The following is a 16,138-nucleotide window of genomic DNA, read 5'->3' as shown; positions in this document are numbered from 1 at the left end:
TACCCCCCCCCCCCCCCCGGCCCCCCCCGACGGGGGGGGCCCCCCCCCGACGTGGTGGTGCAGCACGGGCGCCGTGCCCGCCGACGGTCCTACTTGCGCAGCGCCGCCAGGCCGCCGTAGCTGATCCGCGCCTGCTTCAGGGACTGTGCGAGGTCCGTGTCGCTCGGTGCGGTGTCCTGCTCGACCATCGGGTTGCGGTAGTTCGTCTGCCCGACGCGGCGGAAGAACGTCCGGTAGTCGATGACTCCGGTCCCGAAGGGGACCATCTCGTAGCCGTCGCCGTTGGTGGTGCTGACCACGCCGTCCTTGGCGTGGAACAGCGGGTAGCGCTTGTTGTGGCGGCTGACCAGTCCAGCGGGGTCGAAGGTGTTCTCCACCTGCGATCCGTCGTGCGCGGTGTAGGTGTGGAACTTGTACTGGGCCACGTGCGCCCAGAAGATGTCCATCTCCAGCCACACGGTCTTCGGATCGGTGACCTTGAGGAAGTACTCGAGCTTGCGGACGCCCGAGCTGCCGGTGGGACGCCCCTGGTCGTCCGGCGCACCGCCGTCGAGCAGGAAGCCGTAGGCCGCGTCGTGGTTGTGGGTGTACAGCTTGATGCCCGCGCGATGGGCGATCTGTCCCAGGGCGTTCCACTTGTCGGCGGCCACGTCCCAGTCGGCACGGTAGTCACTGCCGGTGGGGTCACCACCGGTACCCATGTGGTCCATGCCGAGGATGTTCGTTATCTCCAGGTGCCGCTTGAACTCGTCCAGATCGCTCGGGGTCAGTGGCCAGGACCCCGGAATGAAGCCGTGGTTGCCCTGGGCGCGCAGCCCGTAGTCGTCCAGCCACGAGCGCAGCAGCTTCGCGCCCTCCACCGTTTCGAGGTTGTTCCCGCCGGGGGCGTTGGCGTGCTGGCCGTACCCGGCGAACTCGACCTGCTTGTAGCCGTAGCGGGCCAGCTCCTTGAAGACCTCGCGGAAGCCGGAGGGAAGGGTGGTGCTGAGCGGGTCCCGGGCCGTGGCGTCGCGCACGGTGTACAGGATGATGCCGCGCTTCGACGCCGGGACCAGCGCCTGGCCGTGGCCATGGCCGTGCTCGTGGCCGTGCCCGTGCCCCTGGTGGGCGGCGGGCCGGGCGAAGGCCGGCGATGCGCCGAGGACGGGTGCGGCGATCGCCGCCGCCCCGACAGCTGTGCAGGTGCTGAGGAAGCGGCGGCGGTTGACGCCGAGACTGCGGCGCAGGGCGCCGTCCGTTCCGGATGCGTCGTTGTGATCGGTCACGGTCTCTCTCTTTCTCGAAGATGCTCGCAACGCTGGGTACGGACCGGTCTCATACGAGGCCGGCAAGCGTGAGGAGCAGCGGCTTCACTTCGGTGGCGCGGACGGGGCCGGTGAACGCGTGGGGGGTGGAGCAGAGGATGAGCGGACCTTCTTCGTCGCTCAGGGGGAGGCGGCCGTGGCTGCCCCGGATGGGTGACGGGTCCAGGGGGACGACCGCCATGCGGTAGCGCATGCCGAGCTTCTTGCGGGCGACGGCCGTGGCCGCCTTGACCCGGACGTACGGGTCCTGGGGGTCCAGGAAGAGTTCGACGGGGTCGTAGCCGGGCTTGCGGTGGATCTCGACGAGCTGGGCGAAGTCCGGCGCGCGGTCGTCGTCGAGCCAGTAGTAGTAGGTGAACCAGGCGTCCGGGTCCGCGACGGCGACCAGCTCGCCGGAGCGCGGGTGGTCGAGACCGTGCGCCTTCTTGCCCTCGTCGTCCAGGAGCTGCTCGATGCCGGGGAGGTCCGCCAGGGCTTCGCGGGTCGCTTCGAGGTCCTCGGGGCGGCGTACGTAGATGTGCGCGATCTGGTGGTCGGCGACGGCGAAGGCCCGGGAGGTCATCGGGTCCAGGTACTCCATGCCGTCCTGGGTGTGGACCTCCAGGAGACCGGCCCGGCGCAGGGCGCGGTTGATGTCGACGGGCCTCTCGACGCGGGTGATTCCGTACTCCGAGAGGGCGACGACGGTGCGGCCCTCGCGGCGGGCGTCGTCGAGGAGCGGGGCGACGGCCCGGTCGAGGTCGGCCGCGGCCTTGAAGGCGCGCGGGTCGTCGGGGCCGTAGCGCTGGAGGTCGTAGTCGAGGTGCGGGAGGTAGCAGAGGGCGAGGTCGGGGTGGCGGGTGTCGATGATGTGCCGGGTGGCGTCGATGATCCACTGCGAGGAGACCAGGTCGGCGCCGGGTCCCCAGAAGTGGAAGAGGGGAAAGGTGCCGAGCTTCTCGGTGAGCTCGTCGTGGAGGGCCGGCGGCCGGGTGTAGCAGTCGGGTTCCTTGCGGCCGTCGGCGTAGTAGACGGGGCGCGGGGTGACGGTCCAGTCGGTGTCGGCGCCCATCGCGTACCACCAGCAGATGTTGGCGACGGTGTAGCCGGGGTGGGCGCGGCGGGCGGCGTCCCAGAGCTTGTCTCCGGCGACGAGCCCGTTGTGCTGACGCCACAGGAGGACGTCGCCGAGTTCGCGGAAGTACCAGCCGTTGGCGACGATGCCGTGTTCGGCGGGGGTGGTGCCGGTGAGGAAGGTGGACTGGGCGGCGCAGGTCACGGCGGGGAGCACGGTGCCGAGCGGGGCGTGGGTGCCGGACTGTCCGATGGCCTTGAGGTGCGGCATGTGGTCGAGGAGGCGTGGGGTGAGCCCCACGACGTCGAGCACGAGGAGAGGGGTGGGGTCGGAAGCAGGGGTGCTGGTCGTCCCGGCGGTGGTCATGGCAGCTCCTTGAGGCCGAGGTCGACCAGGAGGTCGCGGGCGAGGGTGAGTTCGGCGGCGATGCCGTCGGCGAGCTGGGCACGGGTCCGGGGGCGCAGCTCGGCCGGGAGCGCCTGCCAGGTGTACGTCTCGACCTCCAGGTGCCGGGTGAGCGGCCGCGCCCCGCCGACCAGCCGGGTCAGCGTGGACCGGAGTACGGGGAGGGTGGAGGTGAGCGGGGGTGCGGGCGGTGCGTGCAGCGGTACGTGGAAGTGGGCGCGCCACGGGGCGCTGTCGGGCAGGGTGTCGCCGGTGACCGCCTCGTCGAGGTCGTCGGTGCCGCGCAGCCCCGCGGCGGTGGAGATGCGGGTCTGGTGGAGGAAGCGGGGTTCGGCGAACGCGGCGAGCGCGGTGCGTACCTCGGGGAGGTGGGGGTGCTCGGCGTGCAGGGCGGCGGAGAGCTGGGCCTTGACGGCGGGGATGCCGGCGGCGGTGAGTTCGTCGATCGCGCCGTCCGGGTCCTCGAAGGAGGTGGCGAGATGGCAGGTGTCGATGCAGATGCCGATGCGGTCGTGGCCGATCGCGGTGAGGGGGGCGATCGCGTCGGCGGTGGTCTCGACGGTGCAGCCGGGTTCGGGTTCGAGGCCGATCCGGATGGACTTGCCCGTGAGCTCGGCCAGCGCGTCGAGGCGTTCGCCGAGGGTGGTGAGCGCGGCGAGTGCGGTGCGGGCCGCCTCGGGGTCGTCCGTGTAGGGGGTGCGCCAGGCCAGGGGCAGCGTGGAGATGGTGCCGTCGGTGACGTCGTCGGGCAGGAGCGCGGCGAGGAGCCGGGCGAGGTCGGTGGTGTGGGCGAGCCGTTCGGGGTCGGTCCAGTCCGGCTTGTACACCCGGTACTTGACCTCCTCGGCGCCGAACCCCTCGTACGGGAAGCCGTTGAGGGTGACGACTTCGAGCCCTCGGCGGTCGAGTTCCGCGCGCAGGGCGCGCAGGTGCGAGGGGTCGTTGATCAGGGTGCGGGCGGCGTCCCTGGCGAGCCAGAGGCCGATGCCGAGGCGGTCGCGGCCGAGCCGTTTGCGTACCGGTTCGCAGTGGTCCCGGAGTTGGGCGCGGACACCGTCGAGGGTTTCGGCCGGGTGGACGTTGGTGCAGTACGCGAGGTGGACGACGGTGCCGTCGGGGTGGCGGAAGCGCATGGCCTCACTCCCCGCCGCGGAGGATGGAGTTGCCCTCGTGGAGCGGTTCCGGGGCGGCGGTGTCCAGGTGGAGGCGGCCGCTCTGGCCGTAGAAGGCGACAGGGTTGCGCCAGAGCACCTGATCGACGTCGTCCTCGGTGAAGCCGGCCGCGAGCATGGCGTCGGCGACGCCGCGGGTCTTCAGCGGGTCGCTCTTGCCCCAGTCGGCGGCGGAGTTGACCAGGATCTTCTCGGTGCCGTGCAGTTTGAGGACGGCGACCATGCGGTCCTCGTCCATCTTGGTGTCGGGGTAGATGGAGAAGCCGGCCCAGCAGCCACTGTCGACGGCGTCCTTCACCGTCGTCTCGTTGAGGTGGTCGAGCACGACCAGTTCCGGGGCGAGGTGGGATTCGCGGACGACGTCGATGGTGCGGCGCAGACCGGCGAGTTTGTCGCGGTGCGGGGTGTGGACGAGAGCGGGCAGCCCGTGGTCGGCGGCGAGCTGGAGCTGCGCGGCCAGTGCGTGGTCCTCGGCCGGGGTCATCGAGTCGTAGCCGATCTCGCCGACCGCGACGACGGAGTCCTTGACGAGGTAGCGCGGCAGAGCGTCCAGGACGGGGGTGCAGCGGGGGTCGTTCGCCTCTTTGGGGTTGAGGGCGAGCGTGCAGTGGTGCGCGATGCCGTACTGGGCGGCGCGGAACGGCTCCCAGCCGAGCAGGGCGTCGAAGTAGTCGAAGAAGCTGGTGGGCGATGTGCGGGGCTGGCCGAGCCAGAAGGAGGGTTCGACCAGCGCCCGGACCCCGGCGTCGTACATCGCCTGATAGTCGTCCGTGGTACGGGAGGTCATGTGGATGTGGGGGTCGAAGATGCGCATCAGGACTCCTCCGATGGGGCCGTGGGGGCCGTGGGGGCGGCTGGACCGGTGGTGGTGGCGGAGCCGGGGGCGTCCGGGCCGGGTGCGGTGAGCGCGAGTACGCGGTGCAGGTCGGCGGGCACGGACCGGCCCGCCGCGGTGCGCTCGGCCGCGAAGTCGCCCAGCATCCGGGCGAGTTCCGCATCTCCTGCGGCGCGCCCGGCGAGTTGGCCGATGGCGCTGACGGGCACTCCGGTGAACAGGCACTTGAGGACGGCGTGGCGCCAGTTGTGCGGATCGAGATGGTCACCGGCGTACGGGCCGACGGCGGCGGCGATCAGCGTGGTGTCGTTGGCGCGCAGGGCGTCCTCGACGAGCGGCAGGGCGGTGGCGCCGATGTCCAGGGCGGGCAGCGTGAGCAGGACGGCACGCCGTTCGGCGGCGGTGCCCTGCTCGTAGATCCTGGTCAGGGCGGCCTGCCCGGCTTCCGCCGCGACGAGCAGCAGGGCCCGTGCCGAGTCGGCGTGTTCGAGTCCGCAGTGCCGGCCGGCGGCGGCGTACCGCAGCTCCCACGGGGGCACGGCGTACACGTTGCCGGCAAGCGCGTCGTCCGGGTGGGCTGCGGCGTGGGCGGCCTCGGCGAGGGCTTCGTCGAGCCAGGCGCGTGCGGCTCCGCCGAGCTGTGCGTCAAGCTCCTTGCGGGTCAGCAGCGGGGCGTCCGGCGATGACATCGGCATGGCGTTGCTCCCTTCGGCGGTGTGGTTGCCCGGCTGTCCAGTGGCTCGGGTCCAGTGGCTCGGCGGTCAGTGGCTCGACGGTGCGTGCTTGCGGAGGAACTCGATGGAGTTGCGGGCGAGTTCGGGGCCCGCGTGGGAGTGGCGGGGCAGCTCGACGACAGTCAGCCCGGCATACCCGCTGTCCCCCAGGGCGTCGAGTGCGGCGAGCACGGGCGGGAAGTCGATCTCGCCGTCGCCGAACGGGAGGTGCTCGTGCACGCCTCGGCGCATGTCCTCTATCTGGACGTGGCGCAGCCAGGGTGCGGCGTCGCGTACGCAGTCGACGGGCAGGGCCGGCTCCAGGCACTGGCAGTGGCCGATGTCGAGGGTGAGTCCGAGCGGCTCGGGGTCCCCGCACAGCACGCGGAGGTGGTGGAAGTCGGCCAGGTTGGCGAGGAGGTGCCCGGGCTCGGGCTCGATCGCCAGCGGAACGCCCGCGCGATCGGCGGCCTCCAGGACCGGGGCCAGGGCACCGGTGAGCCGTTGCCAGGCGGTGTCGGGGGCGGTGTCCGGGGGCCTGATGCCGCTGAAGCAGTGCACGGCGTGGGCGCCGAGCTCCGCGGCGACGTCCACGGCCCGGACGAGCAGGGCGGTACGGGCGGCACGGGCATCGGGGTCCGGGTCGAGGAGGGACGGGCCGTGCTTGCGGCGCGGGTCCAGGACGTAGCGCGCCCCGGTCTCCACGGTGACGCCGAGCCCCAGCTCCTGGAGCCTGGCGGCGACCTGGCGGGTGCGGGCGGCGAGGTCGGGGCCCATCGGGTCGAGGTGCATGTGGTCGAGGGTCAGCCCGACGCCGTCGTAGCCGAGGTCCGCGAGGAGGCCGAGGGCGTCGCCGAGGCGGAGATCGGTGAGCCCGTTGGTGCCGTAGCCGAGACGGATCGTCATGTGGGGCTCACCTTCCGGGCGAGACTGCGGGCGAGCGGGACGAGGCCCATGACGGCGAGCGCCGTGCCTGGGGCTCCGGCGCGGGCGGCGAGGGCTGCCTGGAGCGGGATCATCGCCCGGATGCCGCTGCCGACGGCCCGCTGGGTGAGCGGTGGCGACGGGTTGAGCGCGGCGTGGGCGAGGGGCCTGGCGGCGGTGCGGACGTAGGCGCCGGTGAGCGCGGTGAGCAGGAGCCGGGCGGGGGCGCCGTTTCCGGCGCGGTGGCCCGGCGTGGCGGTACCCCCTCGTCCGGCACGCGGGAATCCGTCGCTCTCCCCCTGCCGCTCCCGCACCGCGGTGCCACCGAGCGCGACGACCGCCGCGACTGCGGCGAGGGGCACGGTGGTGGAGCCGCCCTGCGCCTCATGGCGCGAGACCGCGGTGACCGCGTAGGTGTGTGCCGTCAGCAGTGCGGCGGCGGGCAGCGCCGCGCGGACCGAAGCGGCGGGAGCGGGGCGCACGACCGCGGCCGGGCCGGTGCGTGAGCCGACGGCCCCCGCCGGTTCCACGGCCGGGGCGGCCGTCCCCGTAGCCGTCGCGCCCAGGAGTACGTCCAGGCCCCGGGCCGCCGCCATGGCCGCCGGGCCCGCCGGGGTGTGCTTCAGGCGGAGGTCGTACGCCCAGACCGTCGCCGCGAGGCCGGTGGCGACCGTCAGGGCCGGGCGGCCCGCGCGGGCGGCGAGGGCCAGTCCCGCCGCGGTCAGCGCCCCGGCCGCGGTGAGCGCCGCGCGGGGCGTGATCCGGCCCGAGGGGATCGGGCGGTGCGGGCGGTCGACGGAGTCCTCGTCGCGGTCGGCCCAGTCGTTCAGCGCCATGCCCGCCTCGTACAGGCAGAGCGAGGCGCCCACGGCGAGGGCGGTGGAGCGGTTGGGGCGGCGTCCGACGGCCGCAGCGCCCGCGAGGGCGTCGCCCGGCACGGTGAACAGCGCCGAGATTCTGAGCAGTTCCGCCCAGGCGCCCAGCGTCACTTCTCCCCCCGCAGCCGCTCGGCGAAGGCGAGCAGCTCCAGGTACTGCTCGGAGAGGGCGGCCGGTCCGCCGTCCGGGTCCTTGAAGTAGAAGGCGAGTTCGGGGCGCGGGCCGGTCAGGCCCGTCTCCTGGGCGCGGGCCAGCAGCCGTGCCAGGTCCAGGACGAGAGGCGCGGCGAGGGCGGAGTCGCAGCCCTGCCAGGTCGTCTGGAGCACCATGCGGGCGCCGAGGAAACCGTCGAACGCGATGTGGTCCCAGGCCGTCTTCCAGTCGCCGAGCGCCGGGACGTCGTCGATGTGGACCTCGCCCTCGGGGGCGGAGCCGAGCGTGTCGGCGAGGACGCGTTCCTTGCCTGCGTTCTTCGCGGCGGCGGCGGCCGGGTCGGCGAGTGCGGCCCCGTCCCCGCCGCCGAGCAGATTGGTGCCGGACCAGGCGCGTACGGGCAGGGCGCGCTGCACGAACATCGGGGCGAGTACGGAGCGCAGAAGCGTCTGGCCCGTCTTGCCGTCGCGGCCCGCGTGCGGAAGTCCGCAGGCCGCGAGGGCGTCCTGGAGGGCCGGGGTACGCAGCCCGGTGGAGGGGGTGAAGTTGACGTACGGACAGCCGGCCCGGAGGGCGGCCGCCGCGTAGAGCGAGCTGGCGGGCAGCCGCTGCGCACCGGGTGCGGGCGCCGGTTCGGTGGAGGCGACGTTGACGACGACGGTTCTGGCCAGGCCGTTGCGGCGGCCGAAGTCGGTGAGGTCGGCGGCGAACGCGGTGATGAGTTCCTCGTCCGTGCGGGTGTCGCCGCGCAGTGGTCCGCCCGGGCGAATCTCGGCGTCGGCCGTGGCGAGTTCGGCGCGTACGGCCGAGGGGAGGTCGTGCGGCAGCACTCCCCCGGCCGCGAGTGCCTCGGCCCGTTTGGGGAGCGGGCAGTCCAGGGTGTCGTGTCCGCCGAAGACGAGCGAGGCCACCGGTGGCAGGCCGCTCTCGGCGAAGGGCGCGGTCTCGGTGACCATCCCGGCGCCCGGGTGGAGGCCCGCCGCCACCGCAGCGCACCCCGCCGTGGCGGTGGTGGCGACGGAGCCGCGTGCTCCGATGAACCAGACTCCGGTACGAACGGCGTGTGCTGACACGGGCTGCCTCCCTGGCTGGGGGTCCTGGCTGTGCAGAGCTGGTGGCGCTGTTCATGGGGCACGGGGGAAGGTGCCGCGGACGGCGGGCGGAGCTGCTGCCCCGCCCGCCGTCCGGGCGGTGGCCCTATGCGGAGGGCAGTTCCTTCAGCTGGATGTTGCGGAAGGACACCTGGTCGTCGGCCCCGTGGTTCTGGAGGCCGATGTAGCCGTCCTTGAGACTGCGGGCGGGATCGGTGTTGGTGAAGTCGTTGATCTTCACTCCGTTGAGGAAGATCCGGAGCCGTTCACCCTGGACCTTGATCTCGTAGCTGTTCCACTGGCCGGGCGGCCTGAGGACCCGGTCGCGGGCCTTGATGTCGGCCGCCTTGAAGGTGTAGACGGATCCGGTGGTGCGGTCGACGGCGTCGGAGGCGTCGATCTGGACCTCGTAGCCGTTGTCCACCGCGGACCAGGGGTCGTCGGACTCCGGGAAGCCCACGAAGACACCGGAGTTGTCGTCGCCCGCCATCTTCCAGTCGAGCTTCAGCGAGTACGACTTCAGCTCCTTGGCCTGGTAGGTGAGCAGGCCCATGCCGCCCTCGGAGCGCAGCTCGCCGTCGACGACGTCGAACTTTCCGGGCCCTGCCTGCTTCCAGCCCTCGAGCGTCTCGCCGTTGAAGATCGACCGGTAGCCGGTGTCCGGCTTGCAGTCGGCCTTCACCTGGCCGGCCGCGTACCGCAGCCCGCCGGAGAGCACCTTGCGGAAGTCCGCGTCGGCGTACGACTCCTTGGTGTGACCGAGGCCGGTGTAGAAGGAGCGGCCGCCCTGGTAGGTCTGGCACCAGGTGATCGGGTGGTCGCCCTTCATGTTGCCGCCGGTGTACGTCGTCTCGTCGAGGGTGGCGAGGACCTTGACCTTGTCACGCGGGTTGGTGCGGTAGTTGTACAGCTCGTCGGTGCGGTCCCAGGTGCCGCCCAGGTGTGCGGTCGCCGGGTTCTTGTGGTCCTCGACGCGGACGGTGACGGGCTGGATGGCGGGGTGGCTGTCGAAGTACGCGCCGACCAGCCCTCCGTAGAACGGCCAGTCGTACTCGGTGTCGGCGGCGGCGTGCACGCCGACGTAGCCGCCGCCGGTGGTCACGAAGTTCTCGAACGCCTTCTGCTGGTCGGCGTTCAGGACGTCACCCGTGGTCGACATGAAGACCACGGCGTCGTAGCGGGCCAGGTTGGCGGTGGTGAACTGACCGGCCTCCTCGGTCGCGTCGACCGTGATGTTGCTGTCCTTGCCGAGTTCCTTCAGTGCGGCGATGCCCTCGGGGATCGCGTCGTGGCGGAAGCCGGCGGTCTTGGAGAAGACCAGGACCCGCTTGGCGGTCCTGTCGGGCGGGGTGTTGGAGAGCTCGAAGTCGTCGATGTCGTAGAGCGCCCCTTCGCCTCCCTTGAAGACGAGGAAGAGCTCGGTGGACTTCTTCGGGACACCGCGCAGCGGTACGTCGATGTCCTGGAAGGTCTCCCAGCCGCCGGTCACCGGGACGGGTGCGGAGCCGAGGAGCTTCCCGTCGGCCGAGCCGGTCCGCACTTCGAGGAAGCCGCCGGCGCCGCCGGACGAGATCCGGGCGGTCAGCTTGGTGGAGTCACCGAGGATGTACGGCTTGAAGGAGATCCAGTCGTCGTTCTGGATCTCGCCGACGGTCTTGCCGCCGTGCGCTTCCGCCTTGTTCTGCTGTACGACGCCGGACGAGTCGCTGTAGTGCTCGGCCTGCCGGTGGCGCGGCTGCAGTTCGGACTGGTCGTGACCGGACAGGGCCGCCTGGCCGCCGCCTCCGCCGTCCGTGTACGAGGCGTCGATGACTCCGAAGATGTTGGCGTTCGGGTCGTGCCCGCCGTCCATCTCGGTCTTGATGGTGCCTTCGCAGCCGTGCGCCGAGGTGATCGGGTGACCGTGGGCGTCGTGGCCGAGGATGAAGCGGACCTCGATCTTGGAGCAGTCGATCGTGCCGTCCTCGGGATCGGTGACGGTGACCTTGAACGGGACCTCGTCGCCGAAGTCGAACAGCTGGCCGTCACCGGGCAGTTCCAGGTTCACGACCGGAGCGGTGTTGCCGACCGTCACATGGACATTGGCTGTTCCGGTGCGCCCGGTCGGGTCCGTGGCGGTGACGGTCGCGGTGTAGGTGCCGTTCTTCTTGTACGTGTACGTGGGGTTGGCCGCGGTCGATGTGCCGCCGTCACCGAAGTCCCAGCTGTAGGTGAGCGCGTCCCCGTCACCGTCGGTGGTGCCGTCGGAGGAGAAGGCGACCTTGAGCGGTGCGGTGCCGGAGGTCTTGTTCGCGGTCGCCTCGGCGATCGGTGAGCGTCCGCCCGTGGCGTTCTCGATGCGGTACAGGGCGGAGTTCTCGTCGCCGCCGAAGTAGCCCGTGCCGTAGTCCAGGACGTAGAGGGCACCGTCGGGACCGAAAGCCATGTCCATGATCTGGGTGCCGGACCACGGCATGTCGTTGATGGACTGCACCTTGCCGTCGGCGTCCTGCTCGATGCGCTTGATCCACTGCCGGCCGAACTCGCCGGCGAAGAAGTCGCCGTCGTAGGACTCGGGGAACTTCACGGGCGAGTCGAGGTCCGCGTCGTAGTGGTAGACCGGTCCGCCCATCGGGGACTCGGATCCGGTGCCGAACTCGGGTACGGAGCCGTTGTCGTACGGGATCCAGGCGGGCTGGGCCGGCGGCAGGTCCACCAGCCCGGTGTTGTACCGGGAGGTGTTCTTGGGCGCGGCGCAGTCGAAGGCCTCGCCGGAGGTGCTGGTCGCGAAGTCGTAGTCGATGAACGGGTCGTTATTGCCCGTGCAGTACGGCCATCCGAAGTTGCCGGGCTTGGTGACGCGGGCGAACTCCACCTGTCCGGCGGGCCCGCGCTTCGGGTCGGCCGCACCGGCGTCGGGACCGTAGTCGCCGACGTACAGGATGCCGGTGGTCTTGTCGACGGTGAAGCGGAAGGGGTTGCGGAAGCCCATCGCGTAGATCTCGGGGCGCGTCTTGTCCGTGCCCGGTGCGAAGAGGTTTCCGTCCGGGACGGTGTACGAACCGTCCTCCGCGACCTTGATGCGGATGATCTTGCCGCGCAGGTCGTTGGTGTTGCCGGCGGAGCGGCGGGCGTCGAACGCGGGGTTGCGGTCCGGGCGTTCGTCGATCGGGCTGTAGCCGTCGGAGGCGAACGGGTTGGAGTCGTCGCCGGTCGACATGTACAGGTTGCCCTGCGCGTCGAAGTCGATGTCACCGCCGACGTGGCAGCACATGCCGCGCGAGGTCGGGATGTCGAGGACCTTCTTCTCGCTGGCCATGTCGAGCGTGCCGTCCTCCTTGAGGACGAAACGCGACAGCCGGTTGACTCCGTCGAACTTGGCGAAGTCGGCGGCGGTGCCGTTCTCGGGAGCGTCCCCGGCCGGGGTGTCCAGCGGGGGCGCGTAGTAGAGGTAGATCGCCCGGTTCTTGCTGAAGTCCGGGTCGACGCCGACGCCCTGGAGGCCTTCCTCGTCGTGCGAGTAGACGGGGATGGTTCCGGCGAGCGTGGTGTCGCCGCCGCTGTCCGTGAGCCATAGTTCGCCGCCGCGGGCGGTGTGCAGGACGCTGCGGTCCGGGAGCACCGCCAGCGTCATGGGCTCACCGGTTTCGGCCACGCCCTTGGCGAGGGTCACCTGCTGGAAGTCCTCGTCGGCGGCAGCGGCGCCCGAGTCCGCGGGGGCGGTGTGGGCGGCGGCCGTTGCGGGTGTGGCACCCAGGGTGAGGGTGGCGGCGGCGAGCAGGGCGCCGGTGAGCAGGGCGAGGGATTTACGGACGCGTAGCCGGGTTCTGGGCCTGGTTCGGGTTCTGTGCACGAGTGTCCTCCGGAGAGTGCCGGTTGTACGGGCGGGTGCTGCCGTGCCGTTCCGCGCGGGGACTGCCGCGCAGGTCAGTCGGGGCCTGTGCGGCTCCGGTGACGAGTGTCATGTCATGTACACGTTCTGGACGGTAGACCTGTTCGTCCGGGACGGAAAGCCCTTGTGCGGCGGTGTTGTCGAGCTTTTTCCTTGGCCAGGACAAAGGGGGTTTCGGGCAGGGGGTGCCGTCCCGGCGGCGGGTGCGGTCTGCCGCCGGGCCTGGGGCGGGGGCCCTTCCCCTACCCGCCCCTTCCCGAACCTGGGGCTCCGCCCCAGACCCCGCGCCTCAAACGCCGGCGAGGCTTGATCTGGCGCCCAGCGCCCCGCATCCGGCGCTCAGTCCTTACCTCCGAACGCCGCGTCGAACGATGCGCTCGGCGGGTCGAAATCGAACCGCTTCAGCGATGTCAGCGCCTCCGGCGCGCCCGCCAGCCGGTCCATGCCCGCGTCCTCCCACTCCACGGAGACCGGCCCGTCGTACTCGATGGACCGCAGCATCCGGAACACGTCCTCCCACGGCACGTCACCGTGCCCCGCCGAGACGAAGTCCCAGCCGCGCCGCGGGTCGCCCCACGGCAGGTGGGAGCCGAGCCGGCCGTTGCGGCCGTCCAGGCGCTTGCGGGCCTCCTTACAGTCCACGTGGTAGATCCGGTCCCGGAAGTCGTAGAGGAAACCGACCGGGTCGAGGTCCTGCCAGACGAAGTGGCTCGGGTCGAAGTTCAGCCCGAACGCCGGCCGGTGGCCCACCGCCTCCAGCGCGCGGTGCGTGGTCCAGTAGTCGTACGCGATCTCACTCGGGTGCACCTCGTGGGCGAACCGCACCCCCTCCGCGTCGAACACGTCGAGGATCGGGTTCCAGCGCTCGGCGAAGTCCTCGTAGCCGCGCTCGATCATGTGCGGCGGGACCGGCGGGAACATCGCCACCAGGTGCCAGATCGACGAGCCGGTGAACCCGATGACCGTCTGCACCCCGAAGGCGGCGGCCGCCCGCGCGGTGTTCCTGATCTCCTCGGCGGCCCGGCGGCGCACACCCTCGGGCTCCCCGTCACCCCAGATCCGGGCGGGCAGGATGCCCTGGTGGCGCTCGTCGATCGGGCTGTCGCAGACGGCCTGGCCGACCAGGTGGTTGGAGATCGCCCAGCACTTCAGCCCGTACTTGTCGAGCAGCTGACGCCGGCTGTCCAGGTACCCCGGGTCGGCCAGCGCCTTGTCGACCTCGAAGTGGTCGCCCCAGCAAGCGAGTTCGAGACCGTCGTAGCCGAAGTCGCGGGCGTACCGGCAGACGTCCTCCAGGGGCAGGTCGGCCCACTGACCGGTGAAGAGGGTGAAGGGACGGGGCATGCGCAGGACCTCCTAGAGCTGGGCGGGGGTGAGGACGGGAGTGTGCACGGAGTTCTTCGCGGCGCTCTCCTCCACCGCCGCGAGCACCCGCTGCACCTGCAGACCGTCCGCGAACGACGGCGTGGGGGCGGCGCCTTCGGCGATCGTCCGGACCACGTCACGGGCCTGGTGGATGAAGGTGTGCTCGTAGCCGAGCGCGTGCCCCGGCGGCCACCAGGCCTCCAGGTACGGATGCTCGGGCTCGGTGACCAGGATGCGCCGGAAGCCGGCCGTGGTGGCGGGCTCGGTGTGGTCGTGGAAGGACAGTTCGTTGAGCCGTTCCAGGTCGAAGGCGAGCGAGCCGAGCTCACCGTTGATCTCCAGCCGCAGCGCGTTCTTGCGGCCGGCCGCCATCCGCGTCGTCTCGAAGGAGGCCAGCGCGCCGGAGGCGAGCCGGCCGGTGAAGAGCGCCGCGTCGTCGACCGTGACCGATCCCCGCTCCCCCGCCGCCGCCACCCCGCCGAGGCCCCCCGAAGGCCCGGCCTGCACGGGCCGTTCGCGTACGAAGGTCTCGGTCACCGCCGACACTCCGACCAGCAACTCCCCCGCCAGGTACTGGGCGAGGTCCACGATGTGCGCCCCGAGGTCGCCGAGGGCGCCCGAACCCGCGTGCTCCCGCTCCAGCCGCCAGGTGAGCGGGGACGCGGGGTCGACCAGCCAGTCCTGGAGGTAGGTGGCGCGGACGTGCCGCAGGGCGCCGATCCGCCCCTCGGCGATCAGCTTCCTGGCGTAGGTGATGGCGGGCACCTTGCGGTAGTTGAAGCCGACCACCGCCACCTGACCGCGGTCGGCGGCGCGCCGCGCCGCCTCGGCCATGGCCTCCGCCTCCGCCACCGTGTTGGCGAGCGGCTTCTCGCACAGCACGTGCTTGCCCGCTTCCAGAGCCGCGATGGCGATCTCCGCATGGCTGTCGCCGGGGGTGCAGATGTCGACGAGCTGCACGTCGTCCCTGGCGATCAGGGCACGCCAGTCGGTCTCCGCCGCCGCCCAGCCGTGCCGGTCGGCTGCGGCCTCGACCGCCCTTCGGTCGCGTCCGCAGATCGCGGCGAGAGCCGGCTTCATCGGCAGCTCGAAGACATGGCCGGCGGTCCGCCACCCCTGCGAGTGGGCGGCGCCCATGAAGGCGTATCCGACCATGCCGACCCCGAGCGTGGGCGCGCTCGCCATCGGCCGGTACGTCGGCGGCACCGCCGCCTCCTGCTCCGTCTCTTCCCTACGGGCCATCCGGGCTTCCTCCTCATCGGTGGTTCGGTGGGTGCGGCAGGAGGGTCAGCACCCTCCTGCGGGGCTGCTCAGTTGAAGCCCGTCGGCAGGTACTGATCGACGTTGTCCTTGGTGACCACCGCCGAGAAGAGCGTGAGGTTGGTCGGGATCTCGACCTCGGAGAGACCGGCGAGCCCCTTGCTCTGACCGAGGGCGCGGGCCAGGTCCACGGCGGAGGCCGCCATGCTCGGCGGGTAGAGAACGGTGGCCTTCAGCACGCTGTTGTCCGCCTTGATGGCATCCATCGCGGACTTGGCTCCGGCCCCTCCGACCATCAGGAACTCGTCCCGGCCGGCCTGCTGGATGGCGCGCAGCGCGCCGACGCCCTGGTCGTCGTCGTGGTTCCACAGGGCGTCGATCTTCTTCTGCGCCTGGAGGAGCTGGGACATCTTCGCCTGGCCGGACTCGACGGTGAAGTCGGCGGCCTGACGGGCAACCAGCTTGATGTTGGAGTAGTTCTTCAGCGCGTCGGAGAATCCCTGGCTGCGCTGCTTGGTGAGCTCCAGACCGTCGATGCCGGCCAGCTCGACGACCTTGGCGTTCGGCTTGTCCTTGAGCTGTTCGCCGATGTACGTACCGGCGTTGAGTCCCATTCCGTAGCTGTCGCCTCCCACGTAGCAGCGGTAGGCCTGCGGGGAGGCGAAGATGCGGTCCAGGTTGATGACGGGAATGCCCGCCCGCATGGCCTCCAGGCCGACCTGGGTGAGCGCCTTGCCGTCGGCCGGGAGGATGATGAGGACGTCGACCTTCTTGTTGATGAGGGTCTTGACCTGGCCGATCTGGGCGGCGGTGTCGTTGGAGCCCTCAGTGGTCTCCAGGGTCACCTCGGAGTACTTCTTCGCCTGCGACTTGGCGTTCTCGTTGATCGCGTTGAGCCAGCCGTGGTCGGCCTGCGGACCCGCGAAGCCGATGGTGACGGCCTTGCCGGGCTTGTCGTCGGCAGCGGGCGCGGCGCCCTGCGCGGCGGTGTCCTTCTCCTTGGGGTCATTGCTGGTGCAGGCGGTCAGGAAGGCGCCCGCGGAGAGTGCTGCGGTACCGAAGAGCAGTCCTCTGCGGCTGGTTTCTGGCATGGCTGTCAAACCCTTCATCCGG

12 protein-coding genes are annotated in these 16,138 nt (G+C 71.3%); all 12 read right to left on the bottom strand.

All coding sequences use genetic code 11. The features are described 5' to 3' along the window. Nucleotides 1-89: 89 nt before the first annotated feature. Complete coding sequence (locus tag ACFVW8_RS03780) at nucleotides 90-1,265, bottom strand: sugar phosphate isomerase/epimerase family protein (protein ID WP_389685951.1); 1,176 nt, start codon at nucleotides 1,263-1,265, stop codon at nucleotides 90-92. 49 nt (nucleotides 1,266-1,314) lie between these two features. Next, entirely contained in the window at nucleotides 1,315-2,724 is a 1,410-nt protein-coding gene (locus ACFVW8_RS03775) for an alkaline phosphatase family protein (RefSeq protein ID WP_389685950.1), read from the bottom strand. Beyond that, complete coding sequence (gene eboE / locus ACFVW8_RS03770; protein ID WP_389685949.1) at nucleotides 2,721-3,896, bottom strand: metabolite traffic protein EboE; 1,176 nt, start codon at nucleotides 3,894-3,896, stop codon at nucleotides 2,721-2,723. The genes ACFVW8_RS03775 and eboE overlap by 4 nt, the downstream gene beginning before the upstream one ends. A 4-nt stretch (nucleotides 3,897-3,900) precedes the next feature. Further along, nucleotides 3,901-4,749, bottom strand: a complete 849-nt coding sequence (locus ACFVW8_RS03765) for a TatD family hydrolase (RefSeq protein WP_389685948.1) — start codon at nucleotides 4,747-4,749, stop codon at nucleotides 3,901-3,903. Next, nucleotides 4,749-5,465: an EboA domain-containing protein gene (locus ACFVW8_RS03760; protein WP_389685947.1), complete on the bottom strand. Its 717-nt coding sequence runs from the start codon at nucleotides 5,463-5,465 to the stop codon at nucleotides 4,749-4,751. Before ACFVW8_RS03760 ends, ACFVW8_RS03765 begins: the two co-directional genes overlap by 1 nt. 66 nt (nucleotides 5,466-5,531) lie before the next feature. Then, entirely contained in the window at nucleotides 5,532-6,389 is an 858-nt protein-coding gene (locus tag ACFVW8_RS03755; protein WP_389685946.1) for a sugar phosphate isomerase/epimerase family protein, read from the bottom strand. Continuing rightward, nucleotides 6,386-7,396, bottom strand: coding sequence for an SCO3242 family prenyltransferase (locus ACFVW8_RS03750; RefSeq protein ID WP_389685945.1), 1,011 nt, complete (start codon nucleotides 7,394-7,396; stop codon nucleotides 6,386-6,388). Before ACFVW8_RS03750 ends, ACFVW8_RS03755 begins: the two co-directional genes overlap by 4 nt. Continuing rightward, on the bottom strand, nucleotides 7,393-8,511 hold the full coding sequence (locus ACFVW8_RS03745) for an inositol-3-phosphate synthase (protein WP_389685944.1): 1,119 nt from the start codon (nucleotides 8,509-8,511) through the stop codon (nucleotides 7,393-7,395). Before ACFVW8_RS03745 ends, ACFVW8_RS03750 begins: the two co-directional genes overlap by 4 nt. Nucleotides 8,512-8,635: 124 nt before the next feature. Then, nucleotides 8,636-12,361 (bottom strand): ThuA domain-containing protein, encoded by a 3,726-nt coding sequence (locus ACFVW8_RS03740; protein WP_389685943.1) that lies wholly within the window; start codon nucleotides 12,359-12,361, stop codon nucleotides 8,636-8,638. A gap of 378 nt (nucleotides 12,362-12,739) precedes the next feature. Further along, on the bottom strand, nucleotides 12,740-13,744 hold the full coding sequence (locus ACFVW8_RS03735) for a sugar phosphate isomerase/epimerase family protein (protein ID WP_389685942.1): 1,005 nt from the start codon (nucleotides 13,742-13,744) through the stop codon (nucleotides 12,740-12,742). Nucleotides 13,745-13,756: 12 nt separating this feature from the next. Next, nucleotides 13,757-15,007 carry a Gfo/Idh/MocA family protein gene (locus tag ACFVW8_RS03730; RefSeq protein WP_389685941.1) on the bottom strand — a complete coding sequence of 417 codons (1,251 nt, stop codon included), beginning with the start codon at nucleotides 15,005-15,007 and terminating at the stop codon, nucleotides 13,757-13,759. A gap of 68 nt (nucleotides 15,008-15,075) precedes the next feature. Continuing rightward, nucleotides 15,076-16,116 carry a substrate-binding domain-containing protein gene (locus tag ACFVW8_RS03725; RefSeq protein WP_389685940.1) on the bottom strand — a complete coding sequence of 347 codons (1,041 nt, stop codon included), beginning with the start codon at nucleotides 16,114-16,116 and terminating at the stop codon, nucleotides 15,076-15,078. Nucleotides 16,117-16,138 lie beyond the last annotated feature (22 nt).

Source organism: Streptomyces sp. NPDC058221, from assembly GCF_042882365.1.
GTDB lineage: Bacteria > Actinomycetota > Actinomycetes > Streptomycetales > Streptomycetaceae > Streptomyces.
This window is presented reverse-complemented; position numbering and strand designations above follow the sequence as displayed.

What these genes read in the sequence shown, in the direction of transcription:
- ACFVW8_RS03775 (WP_389685950.1), bottom strand. Translation starts at nt 2,724, where the DNA reads ATGACCACCGCCGGGACGACCAGCACCCCTGCTTCCGACCCCACCCCT.
- eboE (WP_389685949.1), bottom strand. Translation starts at nt 3,896, where the DNA reads ATGCGCTTCCGCCACCCCGACGGCACCGTCGTCCACCTCGCGTACTGC.
- ACFVW8_RS03765 (WP_389685948.1), bottom strand. Translation starts at nt 4,749, where the DNA reads ATGCGCATCTTCGACCCCCACATCCACATGACCTCCCGTACCACGGAC.
- ACFVW8_RS03760 (WP_389685947.1), bottom strand. Translation starts at nt 5,465, where the DNA reads ATGCCGATGTCATCGCCGGACGCCCCGCTGCTGACCCGCAAGGAGCTT.
- ACFVW8_RS03755 (WP_389685946.1), bottom strand. Translation starts at nt 6,389, where the DNA reads ATGACGATCCGTCTCGGCTACGGCACCAACGGGCTCACCGATCTCCGC.
- ACFVW8_RS03735 (WP_389685942.1), bottom strand. Translation starts at nt 13,744, where the DNA reads ATGCCCCGTCCCTTCACCCTCTTCACCGGTCAGTGGGCCGACCTGCCC.
- ACFVW8_RS03730 (WP_389685941.1), bottom strand. Translation starts at nt 15,007, where the DNA reads ATGGCCCGTAGGGAAGAGACGGAGCAGGAGGCGGCGGTGCCGCCGACG.
- ACFVW8_RS03725 (WP_389685940.1), bottom strand. Translation starts at nt 16,116, where the DNA reads ATGCCAGAAACCAGCCGCAGAGGACTGCTCTTCGGTACCGCAGCACTC.